Source organism: Candidatus Poribacteria bacterium (assembly GCA_026706025.1).
Lineage (GTDB): Bacteria > Poribacteria > WGA-4E > WGA-4E > WGA-3G > WGA-3G.
Genome location: JAPOZO010000063.1, coordinates 57,377 through 80,125 on the forward strand (window position 1 = coordinate 57,377; position 22,749 = coordinate 80,125).

Here is a 22,749-nt window from a genome sequence, read left to right on the forward strand (position 1 = left end):
CTAATTACTTGAACACCGAAAGAACGGCGGGTTACAAACCCCGCCTGCAAGGGACAGGGGTTTTGTGTCTCCGATAATTACTTGAACTTACCTTGTAGTGTTAGTTACTTGGAGATGGTATCTGTTCGATGATACGGTCGGCAAGCCGCGAAAAGGGGAGGCTCTGAAGGTAAACGATACCTGTCCCTTGCAAGGTTGCGAGGAAAAGTCCTTCACCGCCGAAGAACATTGATTTTAAACCTTTTACCATTTCAATGTTGTAATCAACACTGGATGAGAAGGCAACAAGGCAACCGGTGTCAACACGAAGCACCTCGTTGTTGAGTTTCTTTTTTATAACTGATCCGCCAGCATGCACAAAAGCCATGCCATCGCCACGAAGGTGCTGGAGAATAAAACCCTCACCGCCAAAAAAACCGGTACCCAATCTACGTGAGAAGGCAATATCCAGTTCGGTACCCAAGGCGGCACAGAGGAAGGCATCTTTCTGACAGAGCAACTCTCCGCCCATTTGTGCAAGATCAATCGGGAGAATATGCCCAGGATAGGGCGCGGCGAAAGCCACACGTCTTTTACTGTTGCTTGTATTGGTGAAGTGCGTCAAAAACAATGACTCTCCGCTGAGTGCTCGCTTACCGGCACTCAGGAGTTTGCCCATAAGCCCTTCGTCCCTTTCGGAACCATCGCCCATCTTTGCCTCATAGACAATGTCATCCTCCATCCAGTTCATAGCACCCGCTTCGGCGACGATCGTCTCGCCTCTATCAAGTTCAACCTCGACGACTTGCATATCGTTACCGAAAATTTCATAATCTACTTCGTGACTCTGCATTATTTTGTTGTCCCTTTTAACTTTTGAATGTTGTCGCAGCAAGCGGAAACCCTACAACCGCGCTGCGTTTTTATTACAAATAGGACTTACGCATTTTCTTTAAAGTCCCTGATAAGGGGGATTTAGGGGGTTTAAAACACTGAAATTACTGCTTTTTGCGGGAGTCCTAAAAAAATAATAACATGTTTAATGGAAACCTTCAAGGAAAAATCAGGATGATTTAGGGGGTTTAGTTCTCCTATAGGAGGGATCTCCGAATCCTGACACATTCCTATAGAAACAGTTCCGAATCGTCATTTCCCGACCAGAATGGTTAAAAATTGAAAACAAAATAGCCCTATCTCTCGTATAATATAGAAACATGAGTTGGGTTCAAGGATTTAGAGAACGCCAATCTCTGGTAGATCGTTCACCCCAAAATTTTCAAGTAGGAAAGATTTCGATGAGTTTAATAATTACCACTGCGATAGGATTTGGCGCAGCGGGGCTGCTATGGTTTTTCTTTCGACCACCGTTTGGAAAGAATATCGTTCGCCTGAACACAGACCAACGGGTCGTCGCACTTACTTACGATGATGGACCGAATCCGCCTTATACGGATCGGTTGCTTGATGTTCTCGCCAAGCACAATGTAAAAGCCACATTTTTCATGATTGGAAATCGGATTGAAAGGCACCCCGAAACGACAAACCGAGTTATCGCCGAAGGTCACCAGATCGGTAATCACTCCTATAGCCATCCGCTGCTGGGTTTCTTGCCTCCGTCCTATGTCCAGCGGCAAATTGAACGAACAGATGCGCTGCTTCGGCAACACGGAATTGTGGAGACAGTTGTATTTCGGGCACCGATGCTAACAAGGTTTCTACCCGTCGCGTGGGTGCTTGCAAAAGATGACCGAACACATATCAGTTGCGATGTGTGGAGTTGGGATTGGACGACACAGAACCCTGACAAGATCACTGAAACAGTGGTAAAAAAGACAAAACCGGGTTCAATCATCGTCCTACACGATGGAAAAGCGGAAAATAAGAATGCAAATCGTTCAGGGACGATCGAAGCGACAGACCGAATCATCACGGCACTTAAGCAGGATGGGTATCGGTTTGTACGGTTGTCGGATTGCCTCGCAGTGGAGAGTAATCAGAGTTAACAGTTAACAGTCATCAGTTAAGAGATAGTTTGCTTGGGCAAATTCCTCTTTAATTGACAACCGAGAACTGACAACTGTTAACTGACCACTATTCTTCAGTCTGCTGGCTCTACAGAAATTTTTGCCTTAAAAGCGTTGACAGACGTTTCTGCTTCATTTGAATACCCAATAGCACCCAACTTAAAGAACTGACCTCGGTCAAAACGATGCGTAATTTGTCCTGTCTCGCCGGATTCACTCCACGCCCAAGCAAGTAGGTCTTTTTGAGGTATTCCTGCTGTTGTGGGAAATTCTGTATCGCCGTTAACCAGATAAAACGTGCCATCACCGTCTCCCCTGCCAACTTCAATATCAACGGTTAGCGTGCCGCCCTTTTCAAAGGCACTTACATCAATGATGACGATGGTATAATCATGGCGGCCGCCTATTGGTGTCTGAAAAGTGTCCAATACGGCTTGCGAAGGATGCTCAGGGGTAAAAACAAGATTACCCAGTCCGGGCTGTTTTCCTGCCAAAGCTTCTTTGAGAAATGTGAGATAATATTCAGATATTGAAAGTTCCTTCTTCTCACTGTCGTCGCTGAGTTCGTTGACCAATTGCCTACCCATTAGTTCAAACGCAGACGATATAACCAAGCAATCTACGGGTGAGCCTTTTTTCGGTCCGGTTTTCCACCCCTTAATAATTGCTTGAGCCAGAGGATGCTTTGTGTCAAAGTTCTTAGCCTCGCGTTCGCGTCTTTTAGCAATCGGTTCCCGCAAACTCTGAATACGTCCCAATTCAGAATTGGGGACCCAGGTGTTAATAAAATTGTCATTCAAGAATTCTATGATTTTATCTTCAGAGAGGACACCTGCCCTCAACCCCTTGCCGCTCCCTCAGCAAGATTCATCGGCGAGCGGTCCATTTATTGAAATCGCATGGATCGGTTTCTGTTCTGCGGGTGCCACCTCCAACGCTTCCGCCAGCGGGACCCAGTTAATTTGTTCTGATTTGTAGAAACAGCGTATCAGTTTGTGCTCTGCTTCTTCTTGTGTAATGGATTCTATAAATTCAGTGCTTGGCACGCCATCTTCTGTTCCTGTATGGAGTTCCATTTGGGGGCAGAAACCTATATCCGTAGACCAAGTAGGGGTTTCAGCGTCTTCCGTCCTGTTCCACCAAGTGTCGAAATTCAGGGTGCCTTTAGGGACGTGCATCTGAAAAAATACGACGCTCTCTTTGGCTCGATCAATAACAAGATGTCCAGCGAATTGAGAAGGTGTGAACCAACCGTTAGGTAAGGCAAATTCCGCATGGATACGAAATACAATGTCAACGCATTCATCGTTGTAGGCACGCAAACATGCCCACAGTCCACAGGAATCCCCTGAATCGCCGTGCATGTCCAGATGGGGTTCAGGATGGAGTTGCTTCAGCAGTTCGAGAACACCAGCGTGTTCAATCTCCCAGAGAGTTCCCACTGAAACGGCTTTCTTAGGAAGGAAATCGCGAAAAATTGAGGTAGAATACTGTTTTTCTGGATCAGCGACGTGCAGATTTGCCAAGGCGTCCCATCTTACATGAAAGTTGTATTGTGTGTATTCAATTGGCGCGATAAAGCCTTTAACAGAAATTTCTGCGTTATTGTCAAGATTAATCGTGATTTTGTTTGGTGAAGTTTTCATTTTAAGTTCCTTCTACAGAAATTTTTGCGTGAAAAGCGTTTATATCGCCTATTTCACTCCATTGGTCTCCAGTTGCACATAACTTAAAGCGTTGACCACGATCAAACTGATACGTAATTTGTCCAAATTCACCGGGGAATATCCCCCAGACTCTGGTAAGTGCGCCAAGTGCCTTCTTATATTCATCGCTTTCTTGGCTGTTCCATTCTGTGGGATCAATGCCATCAGGCACTTTTTCCGTCGGGAGTTTTTTGTCTCCGTCAAGGAGATGGAAAATCCCTATTCCATTGTCTCTCCCGACTTGGATGTTGGCAGTGAGTGTGCCACCAGCTTCAAACGCCGTGGCATCAATGTAGACAACAGTGTAATCCTGATGTGCGAGCATCGGGGTCCGAAAAGTATCTACGACCTCCTTTGAGGGTTGCTCCGGCGTAAGGATGAGATCACCCAACCCGGGACGTTTTCCTGCCAAGGACTCCCTGAGAAATAGTAGGTAAGGTTCGGCGTGGTCATCAGACTCCGTCAGTTTGTCAAGGAACATGTAAGCCGCGTGGTCGGGTTCCGTCATGTTGTCGAGAAATATATTGTAGTCCATGCCACCCATCGCTTCAAACTCCGGTGAGATAACCAAACAATCCACTGGTGAACCCTTTTTCCAGGTTTTGATAATTGCTTGTGCTAAGGGATGGCTTGTGTCGAAGGTCTTACCTTCGCGTTCGCGTCGCCTTGCAATCGGTTCTCGCAAACTCGGGGTTCGTCCTAACTCGGCGTTGGGGATCCATGCGTTGATGAAGTTTTCGTTCAAAAATTCTATGATTCGATCTTCAGAGAGCTCAACTGCCCTCAGGATTTTACCAGTCCCTCAGCACGCCTCATCAAAGAGCGGTCCATCTATTGAGATGACATGGATCGGTTTCCCTTGTGCGGGTGCTGTCTCCAACGCTTCCGCCAGCGATACCCAGTTGATTTTCTGAAACTTATAGAAACACGAGAACAGTGCGCGTTCGGCTTCTTCTTCTGTAATTGACGTGGCGAGTTCGGCATCAGTAGGTTGTGTGCCAGCAGCAAGTTCTATTCGTGGGCAAAAACCGATTTCCGCTGCGCCACCCGGGTGCGCCGGTGCTTTCCAACCCGCGTCAAAGTTCAGTGTCGTTTCAGGCACGTACATCCTGAACGACACAACTTTCTCTCGGATTCGGTCAATAACCAAGTGTCCAGTAAATTGCGAAGGCGTAAACCACCCATTTTCCATGACGAATTCGGCGTGGATACGGAACAGAATCTCGGCAAATTCGTTATTGTAAGCACGCAGACATGCCCACAAACCAAAAGAATCTCCATTATTGATGTGCAAATCCAAGCTCGGATTCGGGTGAAGTTGCCTTAGCAACGTTAGCGCGCCTTCTGCTTGAATCTGCCAGCATTCACCCACCGAAACAGCTTCCGATGGCAGAAACGCTTGAAAAACGGAGGCAAGATACTGCTTTTCGGGTTCAGCGACCCGAAAGTTCGCCAACTCGTCCCACTTCACGTGGAAGTTGTATTGCGTGTATTCGATCGGCGCGATGAAGCCTTTGACGTTAACTTCTGTGTCCCTATCAAGATTAAGCGTGATTTTGTTTTCTAAGGTTTCCATGTCAGTTCTCCTCTACAGAAATTTTTGCGCGAAAGGCATTGATACACGGTTCATCTTTCGCCCAATGTCCGGTAACACCCAACTTAAAAAATTGACCTCGGTCGAAAGCGTGCGTGATTTGACGGGTGTCACCGGGTTCTCCCCACTCCCAAGTAAGCATGTCTTTAGGAGTTTCTTCTTCTGTGGAGAGTTCGGTATCGCCATCAAACAGATAGAACGCTGCTTCCCCCTCTTCCCTACCAATTTCAATGTCAACGGTTAGCGTGCCTCCGTTTTCAAATGCCGTGGCATCAATCACAACTACGGTATAATCCTGATGGTTTCCAGCCGTTGGAGTCCGAAAAATGTCCAACACCGATTGCGAAGTCTGCTCAGGGGTGAGAACAATGTTCCCCAATCCGGGTTGTTTTCCTTCTAAGGCTGCCTTGAGAAACGCGAAATAATACTCATGTTTCGACAGTCCGCTACGCTCACTGTCTTTACCGAGGTCATTGACCAGTAGTCTACCCATCAGTTCAAACCCTGGTGATATGACGAAACAATCTACCGGTGAACCTTTTTTCGCGCCGATTTTCTCCCCTTTGATCATTGCTTGTGCTAAAGGGTTCGATGTGTCAAAAGTCTTACCCTCGCGTTCGCGTCTTTTGGCAATCGGTTCCCGCAAACCAGGGATACGTCCTAATTCACAGTTGGGGACCCATGTATTGATGAAATTTTCGTTCAAAAATTCAATAACTTCGTCTTTGGAGAGCACACGTGCCCTCAGGCTTTTACCGCTCCCTCAGCACGACTCGTCCAAGAGCGGGCCATCTATTGAGATGGCATGGATCGGTTTCTGTTGTGCAGGAACCATCTTTAACGCTTCTTCCAGCGATACCCAGTTAATTTGCGCCGATTTGTAAAAACGTAACATCAGTGCGTGCAATGCTTCCTCTTGGGTGATCGCTTCCGTGAATTTAGCATTTTGCAAAACGTCTTGTTCACCTGCACAGAGTTCCATTTGCGGGCAAAATCCGGCATCGGCTGCGCGGAGTCCTTCTCTAATTCTCCAACGTACATCGAAGTTCAGGGTGGCATCCGGAACGTGCATCTTGAAGGCAACAACTTTCTTTTTTAACCGGTCAATAACCATATATCCGGCAAGCTGCGATGGCGCAAACCAACCTTTTTCTAAAACGAATTCCGCGTGGATACGGAACAGAATCTCAGCAAACGCATTATTGTAGGCGCGTAGACATGCCCACAAACCGTAAGAATCCTCGCCACCAATTTCCAAATCCAGTTGTGGACTCGGATTGAGTTGTCGTAACAGCGTTAGTGCGCTTTCTTCTTCAATCTCCCAGCATTCACCTACAGAGACCGGTTCTTGTGGCAGAAAAGATTGAAAAACCGAAGCAGGATATTGCTTTTCGGGTTCAGCAACACACAGATTCGCTAATTCGTCCCACTCTACGTGGTAGTTCCGTTTGGTGTATTCAATCGGAGCGATGAAGCCTTTGACAGACACTTCTGCGTCCGCGTCAAGATTAAGTGCAATTTTGTTGTTAAAAGTTTTCATTTCTCGTTATGAACTTCCTTTCCGGTATAGGATACCATTGCTATCAGAAGGTGGCAATGATTCGCTTATACACGCCTTTGGATGCACTTTTACAGACCCAGTAGGTGCGGTTTGCAACCGCACCATAGGTGTCAATTTAGCGGCTTTAATGGCATTTTGTCGAGTAGATATAAACATACTGAAGAAACACCCTATCAAAAACCCCTTACAGGGCTAAGGTCCTTACTTGATACCGCTGCTATAAACATATCGTCCTTACAGGACTGAAGAGGTTTTTGAAGTTATCAAGGTTTCCGCGTAGAATCCGGTTCGGTTGCAAACCAAACCTACCGGACCTGGGGGTCGCGACGATTATTTTTTCTAAAATTGACACCTATGGTGCGGTTTGCAACCGCACCGGACTTCGTTAAGAAATTTAGGACACAACCTAAGGGTTTTCCGTTGGTTCTACAGCGATCCTTGCTTGAAAGGCGTTGATACTCCCTTTCTCATTAAACCAAGTTCCTGTAGCACCCAACTTAAAGACTTTACCACATTCAAAACGATGCCGGATTTCGCCTATCTGTCCGGACGGAACGTCCCATACAGAAGTGAGTGCTTCATTAGGAATTCCCTTTGTCGGTAGTTCGGTGTTGTTATCAAAGAGATCGAATGACCCCCCCGGTTTTGCAGTGCCCATCCGAATATTAATGGTGAGTGTGCCACCGTCTTCAAAGGCAGTCGCATTAATTTCAACGACAGTATAATCTTGATACCCGTATCTCGGTGTACGAAGAATATCCAGTACTTCTTGTTCAGTCTGTTCACGATTGAGCACAACGTTCAAACCGCTTGGAGGCGAGTCTGAAGTTTCATCGGCAAATCCGGGAAGTTTACCATCTAAAGAATCCTCAAGAAACTTAAGGTAGGCATCCTCTTCTGGAATATCCCTTTGCGAACAGTCATCAAAGAAATCATTTAGCGGGAGTTTCCCCATCACATCGAATTCTGGGGCAATAACTAAACAATCCACAGGCGAATGTTCTTTCCACCCTTCCATGATGGCTTTTGCTAACGGGTGTGTTCTGTCAAATGTTTTGGATAGATCCTTACGTCTTCGTGCCATGTAGGCTTGTTTTCTGGGCGTGCGTTCTAATTCGACATTGGAAACCCAAACGTTAATGAAGTTTCCATTCAAGAATTCGATAACTCGGTCATCAGAGAGGACACCTGCCCTCAGGCCCTTGCCGCTCCCTCAGCAGGACTCATCAGCCAATGGGCCGTCTATTGAGATGGCGTGAATTAATTTCACCTGTTCTTCTGCCATCTCCACCGCTTGATATGGGGATACCCAGTTAATTTGTTCTGACTTGTAGAAACGTCCTGCTAACACGCGTTCTGCTTCTTCTTGGGTGATAGATGTTAAAAATTCTATGTTCTGCGCAACATCTCGCGCCCCAGCACGGAGTTGCATTTGCGAGCAAAAACCTGCATCCGTAATAGAATAAGATGCCTCTTTGTCTTCTTTCCAACCGATATCGAGGTTCACCGTGCCTTCGGGGACGGACATTTCAAAGAAAGCAATCTTTCCTTTAAGTCGGTCAATTATAAGATTTCCGGCAAACTGCGAAGGCGTAAGCCAGCCATCCTCTAATTTAAACGCCGCATGAATCCGAAACGCGATGTCGGCGAATCTATCGTTGTAAGCACGTAGGCATGCCCATAGTCCGATCAAATCTCCCGAACCATCGTCCGTATTCAGATTTAGGACAGTATGTAATTGCCTGAGCAACGCCAGCACGCCAGATTCCTGGATCTGCCAGCATTCACCCACTGAAACCGGTTCATCTGGCAGAAACGCTTGAAAAACAGATACGTGATGCTGCTTCTCTGGTTCGGCGACGCGCAAATTCGCCAATGCCTCCCACTCTATATGGAAATGGGACAGTGTATGTTCAATCGGCGCGATGAAGCCTTTAACGGACACTTCTGCGTCCCCGTCAAGACTGAGTGTGATTTTGTTGTTCAAAGTTTTCATTTTTATCCGTCTTCCGTTGTTCTTGGGATAATATCGTGAACACCGCCTTCACGGATACTTGCTGAAGAGACTAACACAAATCTCGCTTTTTGACGAAATTCCGGTAGGGATATCGCCCCACAATTACACATAAGCGACCGGATTTTTGCGAGGGTCGTTTTCAAATTATCGTTCATCTTGCCTGCATAAGGCACATAAGCATCAGCACCCTCCTCGAACAGTAATTCTGGACCGCCACCCTCATGGTAGCGTTGCCAATTGGATGCTCGCTTTGTGCCTTCTCCCCAGTATTCTTTCACTGTATTCATCCCCAATTTTCTCAGCTTACTCGGACTTTCATCAAATCTTGCGAAATATCTGCCCATCATCACGAAATCGGCACCCATAGCAAGTGCCAAACCGATATGATAATCTTGGAAGATACCACCATCTGAGCAAAGCGGCACGTAAACACCGGTTTCCTTCAAATACAGGTCTCTTTGCCGAGCGACTTCAATGACGGCAGTCGCTTGCCCACAACCGATGCCTTTCTGTTCTCTTGTTATACAAATAGCACCGCCACCGATGCCCACCTTTACAAAATCAGCACCGGCTTCTACCAAATACATGAATGCATCTCCGTGAACGACATTCCCGCCGCCCACTTTTACAGCATCACCGTACTCATTTTTGATAAATCGGATGGTGTCTGATTGCCATTCTGTATACCCTTCGGAAGAATCAACACAAATAACATCAACACCCGCTGCGACCAATGCTGGTACTCTCTCTCTGTAATCTCGTGTATTAATTCCGGCACCCACGACAAGTCTTTTCTGGGAATCTACGGATTCAAGTGGATTTTTCTTGTGGTCATCGTAATCCTTCCTGAAGACCAAATGTACCAGTTTACGATTTTCATCAACGATCGGCAGACAATTTATCTTGTGTTTCCAAATGAGGTCGTTGGCATCCTCAATCGTAATTCCCTTTTGACCGACAATCAGTTCAGGAAACGGTGTCATGAATTCGCTTACTTTGGCGTTTAAATCCACTCGACTCAATCTATAATCCTTATCCGTTATGAGTCCGAAGAGTTCTCCTGAAGACGAGCCATCTTCGGTTATGGGAATCGTCGAGTGTCCAGTTTCTTCGGTTAGCTTCACGACATCTTCTATTGTATTATCACATTTCAAATTTGAGTCGCTGACGACGAAACCGGCTTTGTGGTTTTTAACTGCCCGGACCATCGCTACCTGCTCTTCAATACTTTGGGACCCATAAAGAAAAGAGACCCCACCCTGTCTCGCCAGTGCAATTGCCAAATTGTGGTCCGAAACGGCTTGCATGATCGCAGAAGCAAACGGAATATTCACTTCCAGAGACGGTTGTTGCCCTACTTTAAACTTCACGAGAGGGGTTCTCAGGATAACGTTTTCAGGGATACAATTCTTCGTCGTTAAGTTAGGTAAAAGCAGGTATTCGCTGAAAGTCCGGCTTGCTTCAGAAAAAAAGTGAGCCATGATTCATTCCTCCTGTCAAAACAAAAATGGTTATCGGTTGTCAGTACGGTTTGCTCCGCAAACCTTTCGGTTGTCGGTTAAGAGGGGTTTGGTTCAACAATATCCCTCTTTAACTGAAGACCGATAACCGATAGTCCATTTCCGCTCATGATGATTTTAAGATAAAAACAGGCACTGTTATAGTTAACCTACAAGTGCCTGGTTTGTTCAAGTCTTTTCTCAGGTGCGCCGAGAGAATGATTAGATCAGTTGCGGTAGAACTTTTATACGCTTCCTCGATTTTCAAACGCTGCAATGTCCGCTTCATATTGCAAAGTCCAACCGATTTCATCGAGTCCGTTGAGCAGGCAGTACTTCTCAAAATCACCGATTTCAAAAGTGTGGGCAGTGCCGTCAGAACAAATCACTGATTGCTCTTCCAAGTCTATCATCAACTGGTAGCTCTCGGTGTCTTGTGCCTCTTGACTGAGCGAGGCGATAACATCCGCAGGTAGTGCTATAGGGAGGATGCCGTTCTTGTAGCAGTTGTTACGGAAGATGTCGGCGAATGAGGGGGCGAGAATCGCCTTGAAGCCGTACTGCTGGAGTGCCCACGGTGCGTGTTCACGGGAGCTGCCACAACCGAAATTCGCACCGGCGATGAGAATACTCGCCCCTGCGTAGCGCGGGAGGTTCAGCACGAATTCTGGGTTCGGATCTCCGTTTTCAAGGTAACGCCAATCATTAAAGAGAAATTCACCGAAACCCGTCCGTTCAATCCGTTTCAAAAATTGCTTCGGGATAATCTGGTCGGTATCAACATTAATCCGGTCGAGTGGGACAACAAACCCAACGTGTTCTTTAAATGCTTCCATTCTTCTATTTTCTCCTTTTGGTGTTTTTGGCTATTTTCAGTTTCCAACAAGGCTTCAAGGGAAATATTGGTATCCGCGAGGTACACTAATCCCTCCAATCTGACGCTTTTTTCTGGAGTTCGAGGGCTGTAAACTGGTCACGATACGCTTTTAATCCGCCAACCCATTTCAAGTTTGGTTTTTTCTTCCGTTTTGAACTTTTTTCGTTCGTAGGAAATCAATGAAATGAATGACTTCTTCTTGGAGTTCCGGAGGAAGCTCCCTGATTTTTTCAATAATGGTAGATTCCATTGTTACCCGGTATTTTTCTTGATAGTGAGGACGTTGTTGGTACGCTCTTGGCCATCTCGTGCAAGCCCGTATTTGACCTATCCAAACGTTCGGATGTCTACAAATCGGCCTGTAACCGCCGTTGCGGCAGCCATCTGTGGACTGACGAGGTGCGTGCGTCCACCTTTACCCTGTCTGCCTTCAAAATTCCGGTTCGATGTGCTGGCACAGCGTTGGCCTGGACTCAGGGTGTCAGGATTCATGCCGAGGCACATGCTACAACCGGCTTCGCGCCACTCAAAACCCGCTTCACGAAAAACCTTGTCAAGCCCTTCCGCCTCTGCCTGGCGTTTGACCGCTTGCGAACCGGGAACGACCATCGCACTCACGTTCTCTGCGACTTTCTTGCCTTTGGCGACTTCAGCAGCAGCCCGCAGATCACTGATTCGGGAGTTGGTGCAGCTACCGATGAAAACCCTATCGACAGGAATATCTGTTATCGGGGTACCGGGTTGGAGATCCATATATTCCAAGGCGTGTTCTGCAGCGCGCTTGTCGTCGGTTGTATCCATGTCCGTAGGATTCGGGACACGTCCTGTCACATCGGTTACCATACCGGGGTTTGTGCCCCATGTCACTTGTGGTGCGATGTCTGCTGCGTCAAGTTGTAGCGTTCTGTCATAGGTTGCGCCGTCGTCAGTGGGGAGTTGCTTCCACTGTTCAACCGCCGCATCAAAATCTGCGCCTTTCGGTGCAAAACGTTTGCCTGCGATATATTCATAAGTGCTATCGTCAGGTGCGATCATACCGGCGCGTGCGCCTGCCTCAATGGACATGTTGCAGACAGTCATCCGTTCTTCAATGCTGAGTGTGCTGATCGCCGAGCCTGTGTATTCGACCACAGCACCGTTGCCCCCATCAATACCGATATGCCCGATAATCGAGAGGATGATGTCTTTCGCTGTCACGCCGTAAGGGAGTGTCCCATCAATCCGAATCTCAAAGGTCTCTGATTTCTGTTGCAAGAGGCATTGCGTGGCGAGTACATGCTCAATCTCGCTGGTACCGATGCCGAAGGCAAGCGCGCCAAGTGCACCATGCGTTGAGGTATGGCTATCACCGCATACGATGGTTGTGCCGGGCTGCGTGATACCGAGTTCCGGTCCGATGACGTGCACGATACCTTGCTCAGGACTGTCAATGTCATAGAGCGGGATGTCGAACTCAGCACAGTTTTCCGCCAGTGTCTCCATCTGCTTCGCCGCAATCAAATCAGTAATAGGCAGCGCCCTATCTGTTGTCGGTACGTTGTGATCCATCGTAGCAAACGTCAGATCCGGACGACGTACCTTCCGATTGTTGAGCCGCAACCCCTCAAATGCTTGTGGGGATGTGACTTCGTGAACGAGGTGCGTGTCAATATAAAGAATCGGCACCTCGTCTGCGGAAGCACGCACAAGATGCGCCTCCCATATCTTTTCATACATTGTTCGGGTTTTCATATTTTTATACGCTTCCAATAAATTAGGCTTGTAGATTTCCAGAACTTATAACGCAAAGGCTACTTGCAAGTCATCCTTTACTCAAAAGGTTGCAATGTACCGTCTTTGACTATCAGCACTCCCGGCGTATAAACAGCGTCCCCGTCGGCATTAAAAGAGAACTTACCAAATACTGTGTCAAAGTCCATAATATCCGCCAGCGCATCTCGAATTGCAGTTGAATCGGTTGCTTCGGCATTCTTAATCGCCTCCGCTAAAATATAGACAGTGGCATACGACGCGGCAACAAAGGCGTTCGGCTCCATCCCGTAAGTCGCGCTGTAACTCTTAACGAAGACTTGATTTCCGGGTGTGTCGTCTGTAGGGAGCCAATCGATAAAAGTGATTGCGCCCTCAGCGGCGGCACCTGCGGCTGCTACCTCAACGTTGGTTAATGAGCTCACAATAAACGGAGCGGATATGCCGAGTTCGTCCGCTTGAACCAGTATCAACGGTTTTTCGGGCGGCAACGCCGAAACAAAGATTGCATCGGGATTCAACGCCTGTATTCGGGTTAATTGCGCCGAGAAGTCGGTATCACCACTCTGGAAGGGTTCCGTGGTGAGCACCTCAACACCCTTTGCAGTAAATGCTTCCTGCAATGCTTTGTCTCTATCTGCGGAGAAGCCATCGGTTTCGTCATACATCGTAGCCACGCGTTGATAGCCGAGCTTCGCGTATGTTACCGGAATGCCTTTAGCAACCACAACGTCTGTCGCGAGCGGGATCCGAAAGACAAAATCACTGATCGCGCCAAGCCCACGGGCCCCCGCTGTCGGGCTAATTGCGACAACCTGATTTTCACCGGCAATCGGAAAAGCCGCCGCCGTCGCGCTTGACGATGCGGGCCCGAGAATAACAGACACGCCGTCTTCATGAATCAGTTTATTGAAAGCAGCAACCGCCCCCTCTGGCGTACTGGCATCGTCTGCAATAATAAACTTGACTTGGGGATTACCGAGTTGTCCGTTGTTAATTTCACTGAGAGCGAGGTCGAAACCTTGTTTCATGAGTTCGCCTGCGGAAGCCAAGTGCCCAGTCAAAGGTAAAACGACTCCGATAGTAATCTCGTCGTTTTTATCTTCTACCTGTGGTATGGTAGGTTGGACAATTTGTGACACTCGGTCACAAGCGGAAAAGCCTATTATCAAGGTGGCAATTGCCACGATCAACATAAATGATTTCATTCGATATGTTCCTTTCTTTTCGTAGTTGTCAGTCGTCAGTTATAAGTTGTCAGTTAAGAGGGTTTTTGTAACAATACACCCAAACTTGGTGTACGGTATGGAGGGTCGCATTCATTTCTACAGATAGTTTTCTCTTAACCGATAACTGGAGACTGACGGCTGATGGCTGAAAGCCGATAGCCATTATCAAACCCGCATAACAACGGGGAAGATGAGCGGACTCCGTTGCATCTGTTTTGAGAAAAACCGACGGAGCGCGCCTCGGACTTCATCTTGGACAATCTCCGATTCGTGTTTCTGCTCATCACTCAGGTTTTCGATGACCCTTCGGGTAATTTCTTTCGCTTCTTCTATGAGTTCTTCAGATTTATCCATGTAAACAAAGCCACGCGAGATAATCTCTATCTCTCCGGCGTTCAAGCCCGTTTTAGAGTCGTTATCGGTAGATTGTGTGTCAGTTCCCGCCGTTTCGTCCGCCACAATGCCCTCTTGCGAACTGGCATCACCTGTGTCGCTGTGCAGAACAATAATAGGGACGACGATGCCGTCTTCTGAAAGTTGAATCCGGTCGCGTAAGACGATATCCTCAAGCTCAATTTCCGGTTTGCCATCAACAAGGACGCGTCCAGAACGTCCCTCGCGTCCAAATACTTCGCACGTCTCAGATGTCAGGTAGATGAGTTCCCCGTCCTCAGCGACCGTGATGTTCTCGCTTGGAATACCGACAGATTCAGCGAGTTCAGCGTGTCGCACAAGGTTTTGGTATTCACCGTGCATCGGCATAAAGAACTTGGGTTGCAAAAGATTGAGCATCAATTTGAGATCCTCGCTTGACCCGTGTCCCGATACGTGGACATCGGCATTGCGTTCATGGTATATCTTCGCGCCACGTCTGAGCAGATGGTTCACTACATTCCCGATAGCCTTTTCGTTACCGGGGATAATCCGGGCAGAGATGACGACGGTATCGCCCTGTTCTACCTTTAAAAACGGGTGGTTATCAAGTGCCATCAATGCCATAGCGGAGCGAGGCTCCCCTTGGCTACCAGTGCTTAAAATCACAACTTCATGCGGTTTGAACATAGACGCGTCGCGGGCATCAATGAGATAGTCCGGGTTCACATCAAGGTAGCCGAGTTCGGAAGCAGTGCGCACATTGTTGAGAAGCGAACGTCCACTGACAGCAATAAGCCGGCGGTGTATATTTGCCAGATCAATGAACTGCTGGATACGATGGAGACTCGAAGAAAAAGTGCAGAGAAACAACTTTTGCGCAGTTCTCTGAAAGATATGGTCTATCGTATCATAAATACTCCGTTCGGAGGGGGTCTGCCCAGGTCGCTCCGCGTTGGTGCTGTCGGAGACGAGCATCAGCACGCCTTCCGACCCTAAACGCGCCAGCGTCTGGACATCACTCAACTTGCCATCGACAGGTGTCATGTCGAACTTGAAATCGCCCGTATGGACGATAACCCCGACTGGTGTGCGAAGCGCGATGGCTACAGAATCCGGAATACTGTGCGTAACATGGATGAATTCGGCGGAGAAATCGCCCAATTCAACTGTATCACCCGGCGCAATTGTATTGAGTTGTGCCTTACCGAGGACACCGTATTCACGCAGCCTGCCACTTGCAATCGCGAGCGTCAACTGCGTACTGTAAACGGGTACATCCAACTGTCGCAAGACATAGGCTAAAGCACCGATATGATCTTCATGTCCATGGGTTAGGAGGATCCCTCGAATCTTCTCTTTTCGTTCAATTAGATAGTGAATATCTGGGAATATCAGATCAACACCGGGCATATCTGAATTTGGCAGCATGAAACCCGTATCAATGACGATCAGGTCATCTTCGGTTTCGTACACCATCATGTTAAGCCCGAATTCACCTAAGCCTCCCAATGGTATGATCGAAACATTTCCGTTAACGATTTCTTCATTATTAACAAGTGTGGAATCTGTCATAAAATAGTTGTCAGTTGTCAGTTGTCAGTTATCAGTTAAAGAGGGTTCTGATTAACCGATATCCTCTTTGTAACCCTCGCCACTCCAATTTTCTAACGCCGTTAATAGTTGTCAGTTGTCAGTTGTCAGTTATCAGTTAAAGAGGGTTCTGATTAACCGATATCCTCTTTGTAACCCTCGCCACTCCAATTTTCTAACGCCGTTAATAGTTGTCAGTTGTCAGTTGTCAGTTATCAGTTAAAGAGGGTTCTGATTAACCGATATCCTCTTTGTAACCTTCGCCACTCCAATTTTCTAACGCCGTTAAAGGAAGATTTTCAGCAATCCGAAACCCAAAACTGATAACTGCTCTCACTGTGAGGCACGATAACTGAAAACTATTCCCTACTGGTGTTCTTTATCGCCAGTGGAGATCGAAATAGTCGTGCGTCGTTGAGGTTATCTGCTGCATTTCTCCAGTTTCAATGTCTAAGATAAAAATTTCGCTGGTGCGTCGTCCGTCCGGATTTTTACCGATAAATGCGACTTGGTTTCCGTCCGGACTCCATGTTGCGTCGCGTCCTGGGTAAAGACTGAGGTTCAGATAACTTTTAAACCGTCCTTGCTCTATAGTGGCAACGCAGATCTCGCCTGATGTATAAAACAAAAGTTTTTTGCCATCAGGCGACCATTCTTCAATGTTGCCACACGGCGGTTCGTCGCGTTGCAGAAACCATTTTCTACTCATACTGACGACTTCCGGTTCCGCAAGCGCGAGGATCCCTTCGGTTTTAAACGCGATCCATTTACGGTCTGGCGACCACTCGGGCCAGCGTGTTCCCTTTGGCAAGACTTCAAGCAATCTCCTTTTCGGTTCTTTAATTTTTTCGCCTTTCGCGTCCCAATGTAGCCATCCCATTGCCCACTGCTCGCTCCGCCACCGCTTTATTTTTCCATCAACCGTCACTTCCCAATTTTCCAGCCGATCTTTCGGACGGTCAATCTCTACGACAACCAGAAGTGCGTGACTTAACGGAGACCACCAGAAATCGTGGATATCATACTGTTTCTTGATGAGTCGCTTGTTCTTGGTCCCATCTGCCCACATTACGTATAACGATTTTGCCCCGTCTACCCCGGATATGTAAGCAATTCGTTCCCGATCCGGTGACCATCGCGGGTTCCGCGAAACCGCATCATCCGTGAGTCGGCGAAAATCTGTGCCGTCTGGATTCATCGTACAGATGTTATACTGATAGAATTCCCACCAATTTGCTGTTCCTCGGACTCTCTGAAGCGTCCGTGTTACAGCGCGGAAACCGTCTTCATTCAGAAACGGCTCACGGATGGCAAAGACGAATTTATCCGCACCCACCTCTGCAAACCCAACACGACCTATTATGAAAACTAATATGAGCACGCCCGTTACCCGTCCGATACGCATAGGTCCACCTTTTTGATAGTACTCAGTTATCAGAAGAATGGTTATCGGTTTTCGGTTTGCCTCGCAGTGAGAGTCTTCGGTAAAAGATGTTTTGATTAAATCACACCGCTCTTTAACTGATAACTGACAACCGTTAAACAACGATATTGATAAGGCGATTCGGGACGACGATAACCTTCCGAACCGGTTTTCCCTCAATAAACCGTTGAACGCGTTCATCTGCGAGTGCGGCTTCTTCAATCTCTTTATCAGTCGCATCGGCAGGCAGTTGGAGCCGGTTGCGGAGTTTTCCATTGACTTGCGCGATTATGGTTACGGTGGCACTCGTCAGAACGGATTCATCGTGTGTGGGCCACTGCGCATGCGCTATAAATCCTGTTTCGCCGAGACGATGCCACAACTCTTGCGCGATGTGCGGGGCGTAAGGCGAAAGCAGATGCAAGAAAATTTTCAAAGCCTCTTTCGGTAGCGTTTTCGTCTGCGTAGCAGTGTTAACGAAGATCATCATCTGGCTAATCGCGGTGTTCATCTTATCAATGGACTCGGTATCCTCGGTTACCTGCTTGATGGTCTTATGGAGTTCGCGCCAGAGTTCGGACTCCGTTGTTCCCGGAGCGTCAGTCAACTTCTCGCGGAGTGCGCCACTATCTTCATCAATCACAAGCCGCCAAACGCGTTGAAGGAACCGATAGACCCCCTCTACGCCAGCGTCTTGCCACGGCGTGCTTGCTGTAACCGGCCCGATAAACAGCAGATAGAGACGGAGTGTATCCGCGCCGTAATTGTCAATTACATCGTCTGAGTTGATGACATTAAAGCGGGATTTGGACATTTTTTCGATCTGCGTTTGGAGCGGTACCCCTGAAGCCTTTGCGACGAATTTATCACCCTTCTGTTCGGCTTCGTTCGGATAGTAGTATTTGCCTCTGGCATCTTGGTAAGACTCCGCGAGGATTGTCCCTTGGTTAAGCAGTCCTTGGAACGGCTCTCTTGTAGAGACCAATCCACAGTCGTAAAGCACCTTATGCCAAAAGCGCGCGTAGAGTAGATGTAAAACAGCGTGCTCGGCACCGCCCATATAGGAATCAACCGGCATCCAATAGCGTTCAAGTTCGGTATCAAAAGGTGCCTCGGTATTGTGCGCATCAAGGAAACGGAGATAATACCAACAGGAGCCTGCCCATTGTGGCATGATGTTCGTTTCCCGCGTCGCTGCGCGCCCATCTGGTAGTGTCACATTCAACCACTCGGATCCGGCGCGAGCAAGCGGAGGCTGCCCGTCTTCTGTAGGTTTATAGGCATCAATCGGTGGCAGTTCCACAGGTAGTTCCTCGTTCGGCAGTTGAACGATGGTGCCATCTTCAAGGTGTACAAGGGGAAAGGGTTCGCCCCAATAGCGTTGTCGAGAGAAGAGCCAATCTCGCAAGCGGTATTGCACCTGACGCGACCCTTTGCCTTCACCTTCAAGCCAAGCAATCATCTTCGCCTTCGCCTCAGCAACCTGCAAACCGTTGAGGAAATCTGAATTGACGCAGACTCCATCTCCTTCAAAAGGTGCCTCTTCAATTGGCTGATCACCGCCCTTAATGACTTCAAGGATAGGAATACCGAAAGCGGAAGCGAATTCGTGGTCGCGCGCATCATGACCCGGTACTGCCATGATCGCGCCTGTGCCATAAGTCATGAGGACGTAATCCGCAACCCATATCGGGATAGGCGTGTTGTTACACGGGTTTATAGCGGATGCCCCTGTGAAAACACCGGTTTTTTCCGTCGCGAGGTCTGTCCGTTGGAGATCAGATTTGTTGATGGCTTCCTTTACATAGGCACCAACAGCAGATGCGGCATCAGGATGTGTTATTTCGGAGACGAGCGGATGTTCAGGTGCCAATACACAATAGGTTGCACCGAAGAGCGTATCTGGACGTGTCGTGAAAACGGTGAACGCCTTATCACTATCCTTGATCTTGAAGGTGATGTCTGCGCCTTCCGATTTACCAATCCAGTGGCGTTGCATCTCCTTGAGTCCCTCGGGCCAGTCCAATAAATCCAAGTCTTCCAGCAGCTGGTCTGCATAGGCAGTGATTTTGAGCATCCATTGGCGCATCAGACGGCGTTCAACTGGATCGCCGGTTTCAACATATTTGCCATCTTTCACCTCTTCGTTTGAGAGGACAGTGCCTAACGCTGGACACCAGTTGACGGGTACATCAGCAAGATACGCTAAACCTTTTTCATAGAGTCGGAGGAAGATCCATTGCGTCCACCTATAATATTCGGGCACGGAGGTATCAATTTTTCGGGACCAGTCGTAAGAGAATCCGATGCGTTGGATCTGTTGCTGAAAGGTTTCCGTATTTCTTTTTGTAATGTGTGCTGGGTGTTCGTTTTCACGCACTGCGGTGCGCTCGGTAGGAAGCCCGAAGGCATCCCATCCCATCGGGTGCATGACGTGATAGCCCTGCATCCGCCGAAAATTAGCGAACACATCGGTCGGTACATAATTCTTTGCGTGCCCCACGTGAAGTCCGGCACCAGAGGTATACGGGAACATGCCAAGCACATAGAATTTCGGTTTGGTTTTCAGTATTTCGATATCGTTTGGAACCTTAAATGCTTCTTTTTTTCGCCACTCGGCTTGCCAATAGGGTTCTATCTCCGCCGGGGCGTACGGATGGTTCTCCATTTCTTGTTCTTCTCCTTTTGCATCCCTGTATATCAACTTTACATGTATAAATTTTAACACAAACCTGACCAATTGTCAAGATTACCTGCTGCCAGTCCGGTCATTCAATTTTAAGAAATTATTGGATTGGACATCTTTTTTTTTAGGATCCGGTGCGAAATGCTGCGAAAATTTCTGCGTTTTTTCAAAAAACATAACATATATTAAGTATTATCGCCTGTGAAAAGGACAACACCAAAAACCTACACTACAATTGAATGACTCTGCTGTCAGTCCCAGGACTATTCAGTTTTCGGTTTTTTCGTGCGATTTTGGACCCTCGGGGTCCCCACCCGTTACTGGCAAGGGGGCGGTAGGTGTGAAACCCAACTTGAGACCCACAGGTGCCCGGAAACCGCAACGGTGTTGGGTTTCTCTCGGTTTTCTGTTTGGCATGCGCTCTTTAGTGGAAGTTGAGTGTCGTGTTAATTTTCAGCGTTTTGGGGTATCCGTTCAACCCAACCTACGGAACGATACTCCATAGGGTTAGTGTGTCTGGGAGCCATGAACAAAATATTTACACACCGATTTGTAATAAACTTTTGAAATAATCTTAAAAGTATTGTAAAATATTAACATTATACTTTAATATGTGAAGAAAAGTATTCCGTCTGCAACATGAAAATTCTAATGACCCCTTTAACGTTCGCTCAACGAGGAACTTTATGAAGAATAAATTATCACGACGGCAGTTTCTACGTTCTGGCGCGTTTGCGACCGCATCTGCAGCAGTCAGCCTCGGATTTTTAGGGTGCAGCCAAACCCTGATTCAAAAAGTGCCGGGCTTTAGACCCGAACCACCCTTCCAGTTTACCCCGAGCGCAAACCGGCTTCTTGATCTTCCAGAAGGGTTCACCGCACACGCTTTTTCGCGAACCGGCGAACAGATGGACGATGGGCTTTGGGTACCGGGCGGACACGACGGCATGGCAGCTTTCCCCGGTCCTAACGGCAAAACGATCCTCGTCCGAAATCATGAATTGGTCGCTACTGCCAAAAACGTTGGCCCCTTTGGCTGGAATAACGAAAAGATTGAACGCGCCGCGATTGACAAATTCTACGACGCTGGATCAGGCGAATTACCCTGCCTCGGCGGGACAACGACACTCGTCTATGATACGCGCACGAAGACGCTGGAGAAACACTTTTTAAGTCTGATAGGGACGATCCGGAATTGCGCCGGTGGGCTAACCCCTTGGAACACATGGATCACCTGTGAAGAGACTATGCAGAAATCTGAAAAAGAAAACACTTACGAAGCAAACCATGGGTATAATTTTGAAGTTCCTGCTTCTGCCGACATAGGATTAGCTGACCCAATCCCGTTGAAAGCGATGGGACGCTTCAATCACGAGGCAGTCGCCGTTGATCCGAAAACGGGAATCGTCTATGAAACCGAAGACAGAGGAGATAGTTTAATTTACCGGTTTATTCCTGACCAACCGGGAGAACTCGCTGCAGGCGGCAAGCTGCAAGCACTGAAAATTCGAGACCTCAAAGCGGCAGATACCCGAAACTGGCGAAGTCGAAACCAAAAGATTTTTTGGTGGACGTATAATCCGATACCGGTTGGAGAAACACTTGCAGTTGAATGGGTAGATATTGAGAACGTAGAATCGCCGTATGATGAGCTCCGTTATCAAGGGGCTGATGATAAAGATGCTGCAAAGTTCGCACGCGGTGAAGGGATCTGGTACGGCGATAACCAAGGAACGGGAGAGTTCTATATCGCTTGCACAAATGGCGGCATTGAATACAAAGGGCAAATCTGGCGATATATACCGAGTCCTTACGAAGGCACAAGCCGCGAAGAACAAGAACCGGGGACTATTGAACTCTTTATTGAGCCAAACGACAGCAATCTCATGGAGAATGCTGATAATTTGACGGTCACACCGTGGGGCGATCTCATTATCTGCGAAGACGGTCCAAACGAGGAGTTCTTAATTGGCGTAACCCCCGAAGGGAACCTCTATCGGTTTGCCCGAAATGCTGGCAACCTGTCTGAACTCGCAGGTGCAACATTCTCACCCGATGGTACGACCCTTTTTGTGAACATCCAGAGTCCTGGGATTACGCTGGCTATTACTGGTCCTTGGCATGAGATTCGACAGCGCAGCTTGACCTGAAACAGACAGGCGAGCCGTTAGAAAAAGTTGATCTCACTTGCGGAGTCGGCTGACTCCCTCGCGGACATCTCAATCATCTCACCTAAAAAAGGATACCCCGTCATAGCAAGAACGTTGGGTTTCTCTTGGTATTTTTGCAGGCACTGTGTGTCAGACGAACCTGGGTTTTCCTTGATTGGAAAGCCCCAGAAGGTGCCCCGTTCAACCCAACCTAAATAAGCCACCTTTCTTCTAAAATCAACGCCTATAGTGGAAGAGAAAAGCGCACAAGAAGTGTGAGACCCTAGTGA

General features: G+C 47.8%; 19 protein-coding genes. 2 read left to right on the forward strand and 17 right to left on the reverse strand.

All coding sequences use genetic code 11. The features are described 5' to 3' along the window. Nucleotides 1-100 precede the first annotated feature (100 nt). Nucleotides 101-832 (reverse strand): TIGR00266 family protein, encoded by a 732-nt coding sequence (locus tag OXH00_15225; GenBank protein MCY3742365.1) that lies wholly within the window; start codon nucleotides 830-832, stop codon nucleotides 101-103. Between the two features lie 442 nt (nucleotides 833-1,274). Here OXH00_15225 and OXH00_15230 point away from each other — a divergent pair, with 442 nt between their 5' ends. Beyond that, a complete protein-coding gene (locus OXH00_15230; GenBank protein ID MCY3742366.1) occupies nucleotides 1,275-1,982 on the forward strand; it encodes a polysaccharide deacetylase family protein in 708 nt (235 codons plus the stop codon). Nucleotides 1,983-2,077: 95 nt separating this feature from the next. Here the strand turns inward: OXH00_15230 and OXH00_15235 are convergent, their stop codons facing one another. From OXH00_15235 to leuS, 16 genes are all read right to left on the reverse strand, one after another. Next, nucleotides 2,078-2,845 carry a hypothetical protein gene (locus OXH00_15235; GenBank protein MCY3742367.1) on the reverse strand — a complete coding sequence of 256 codons (768 nt, stop codon included), beginning with the start codon at nucleotides 2,843-2,845 and terminating at the stop codon, nucleotides 2,078-2,080. A gap of 15 nt (nucleotides 2,846-2,860) precedes the next feature. Next, nucleotides 2,861-3,649: a hypothetical protein gene (locus OXH00_15240; protein ID MCY3742368.1), complete on the reverse strand. Its 789-nt coding sequence runs from the start codon at nucleotides 3,647-3,649 to the stop codon at nucleotides 2,861-2,863. Nucleotide 3,650: 1 nt separating this feature from the next. Then, nucleotides 3,651-4,454, reverse strand: coding sequence for a hypothetical protein (locus tag OXH00_15245; protein MCY3742369.1), 804 nt, complete (start codon nucleotides 4,452-4,454; stop codon nucleotides 3,651-3,653). 57 nt (nucleotides 4,455-4,511) lie between these two features. Continuing rightward, a complete protein-coding gene (locus OXH00_15250; GenBank protein ID MCY3742370.1) occupies nucleotides 4,512-5,285 on the reverse strand; it encodes a hypothetical protein in 774 nt (257 codons plus the stop codon). Between the two features lies 1 nt (nucleotide 5,286). Continuing rightward, a complete protein-coding gene (locus OXH00_15255; GenBank protein MCY3742371.1) occupies nucleotides 5,287-6,039 on the reverse strand; it encodes a hypothetical protein in 753 nt (250 codons plus the stop codon). 27 nt (nucleotides 6,040-6,066) lie between these two features. Beyond that, entirely contained in the window at nucleotides 6,067-6,843 is a 777-nt protein-coding gene (locus tag OXH00_15260; protein ID MCY3742372.1) for a hypothetical protein, read from the reverse strand. Nucleotides 6,844-7,270: 427 nt separating this feature from the next. Beyond that, nucleotides 7,271-7,948 carry a hypothetical protein gene (locus OXH00_15265; protein ID MCY3742373.1) on the reverse strand — a complete coding sequence of 226 codons (678 nt, stop codon included), beginning with the start codon at nucleotides 7,946-7,948 and terminating at the stop codon, nucleotides 7,271-7,273. Nucleotides 7,949-8,077: 129 nt separating this feature from the next. Beyond that, nucleotides 8,078-8,860, reverse strand: coding sequence for a hypothetical protein (locus tag OXH00_15270; GenBank protein ID MCY3742374.1), 783 nt, complete (start codon nucleotides 8,858-8,860; stop codon nucleotides 8,078-8,080). 2 nt (nucleotides 8,861-8,862) lie between these two features. Then, nucleotides 8,863-10,362, reverse strand: a complete 1,500-nt coding sequence (locus tag OXH00_15275) for an IMP dehydrogenase (GenBank protein MCY3742375.1) — start codon at nucleotides 10,360-10,362, stop codon at nucleotides 8,863-8,865. A 263-nt stretch (nucleotides 10,363-10,625) separates the two neighbouring features. Then, entirely contained in the window at nucleotides 10,626-11,216 is a 591-nt protein-coding gene (leuD, locus tag OXH00_15280; GenBank protein MCY3742376.1) for a 3-isopropylmalate dehydratase small subunit, read from the reverse strand. A 168-nt stretch (nucleotides 11,217-11,384) separates the two neighbouring features. Further along, complete coding sequence (locus OXH00_15285; protein MCY3742377.1) at nucleotides 11,385-11,507, reverse strand: DUF2281 domain-containing protein; 123 nt, start codon at nucleotides 11,505-11,507, stop codon at nucleotides 11,385-11,387. 77 nt (nucleotides 11,508-11,584) lie between these two features. After that, nucleotides 11,585-12,988: a 3-isopropylmalate dehydratase large subunit gene (gene leuC / locus OXH00_15290; GenBank protein MCY3742378.1), complete on the reverse strand. Its 1,404-nt coding sequence runs from the start codon at nucleotides 12,986-12,988 to the stop codon at nucleotides 11,585-11,587. A 77-nt stretch (nucleotides 12,989-13,065) separates the two neighbouring features. Continuing rightward, entirely contained in the window at nucleotides 13,066-14,214 is a 1,149-nt protein-coding gene (locus OXH00_15295; protein ID MCY3742379.1) for an ABC transporter substrate-binding protein, read from the reverse strand. Between the two features lie 186 nt (nucleotides 14,215-14,400). After that, nucleotides 14,401-16,182, reverse strand: coding sequence for a ribonuclease J (locus OXH00_15300; GenBank protein MCY3742380.1), 1,782 nt, complete (start codon nucleotides 16,180-16,182; stop codon nucleotides 14,401-14,403). A gap of 397 nt (nucleotides 16,183-16,579) precedes the next feature. Next, complete coding sequence (locus OXH00_15305) at nucleotides 16,580-17,605, reverse strand: hypothetical protein (GenBank protein ID MCY3742381.1); 1,026 nt, start codon at nucleotides 17,603-17,605, stop codon at nucleotides 16,580-16,582. A 133-nt stretch (nucleotides 17,606-17,738) separates the two neighbouring features. Then, complete coding sequence (leuS, locus tag OXH00_15310; GenBank protein MCY3742382.1) at nucleotides 17,739-20,291, reverse strand: leucine--tRNA ligase; 2,553 nt, start codon at nucleotides 20,289-20,291, stop codon at nucleotides 17,739-17,741. 704 nt (nucleotides 20,292-20,995) lie between these two features. Between leuS and OXH00_15315 the strand changes: the two genes are divergently transcribed. Further along, nucleotides 20,996-22,459: a DUF839 domain-containing protein gene (locus OXH00_15315; protein ID MCY3742383.1), complete on the forward strand. Its 1,464-nt coding sequence runs from the start codon at nucleotides 20,996-20,998 to the stop codon at nucleotides 22,457-22,459. Nucleotides 22,460-22,749 lie beyond the last annotated feature (290 nt).

Coding starts and splice junctions, on each gene's coding strand:
- OXH00_15225 (MCY3742365.1), bottom strand. CDS start 832: ATGCAGAGTCACGAAGTAGATTATGAAATTTTCGGTAACGATATGCAA.
- OXH00_15230 (MCY3742366.1), top strand. CDS start 1,275: ATGAGTTTAATAATTACCACTGCGATAGGATTTGGCGCAGCGGGGCTG.
- OXH00_15240 (MCY3742368.1), bottom strand. CDS start 3,649: ATGAAAACTTCACCAAACAAAATCACGATTAATCTTGACAATAACGCA.
- OXH00_15250 (MCY3742370.1), bottom strand. CDS start 5,285: ATGGAAACCTTAGAAAACAAAATCACGCTTAATCTTGATAGGGACACA.
- OXH00_15260 (MCY3742372.1), bottom strand. CDS start 6,843: ATGAAAACTTTTAACAACAAAATTGCACTTAATCTTGACGCGGACGCA.
- OXH00_15265 (MCY3742373.1), bottom strand. CDS start 7,948: ATGGCACGAAGACGTAAGGATCTATCCAAAACATTTGACAGAACACAC.
- OXH00_15270 (MCY3742374.1), bottom strand. CDS start 8,860: ATGAAAACTTTGAACAACAAAATCACACTCAGTCTTGACGGGGACGCA.
- OXH00_15275 (MCY3742375.1), bottom strand. CDS start 10,362: ATGGCTCACTTTTTTTCTGAAGCAAGCCGGACTTTCAGCGAATACCTG.
- leuD (MCY3742376.1), bottom strand. CDS start 11,216: ATGGAAGCATTTAAAGAACACGTTGGGTTTGTTGTCCCACTCGACCGG.
- OXH00_15285 (MCY3742377.1), bottom strand. CDS start 11,507: ATGGAATCTACCATTATTGAAAAAATCAGGGAGCTTCCTCCGGAACTC.
- leuC (MCY3742378.1), bottom strand. CDS start 12,988: ATGAAAACCCGAACAATGTATGAAAAGATATGGGAGGCGCATCTTGTG.
- OXH00_15295 (MCY3742379.1), bottom strand. CDS start 14,214: ATGAAATCATTTATGTTGATCGTGGCAATTGCCACCTTGATAATAGGC.
- OXH00_15300 (MCY3742380.1), bottom strand. CDS start 16,182: ATGACAGATTCCACACTTGTTAATAATGAAGAAATCGTTAACGGAAAT.
- OXH00_15305 (MCY3742381.1), bottom strand. CDS start 17,605: ATGCGTATCGGACGGGTAACGGGCGTGCTCATATTAGTTTTCATAATA.
- leuS (MCY3742382.1), bottom strand. CDS start 20,291: ATGGAGAACCATCCGTACGCCCCGGCGGAGATAGAACCCTATTGGCAA.
- OXH00_15315 (MCY3742383.1), top strand. CDS start 20,996: ATGAAGAATAAATTATCACGACGGCAGTTTCTACGTTCTGGCGCGTTT.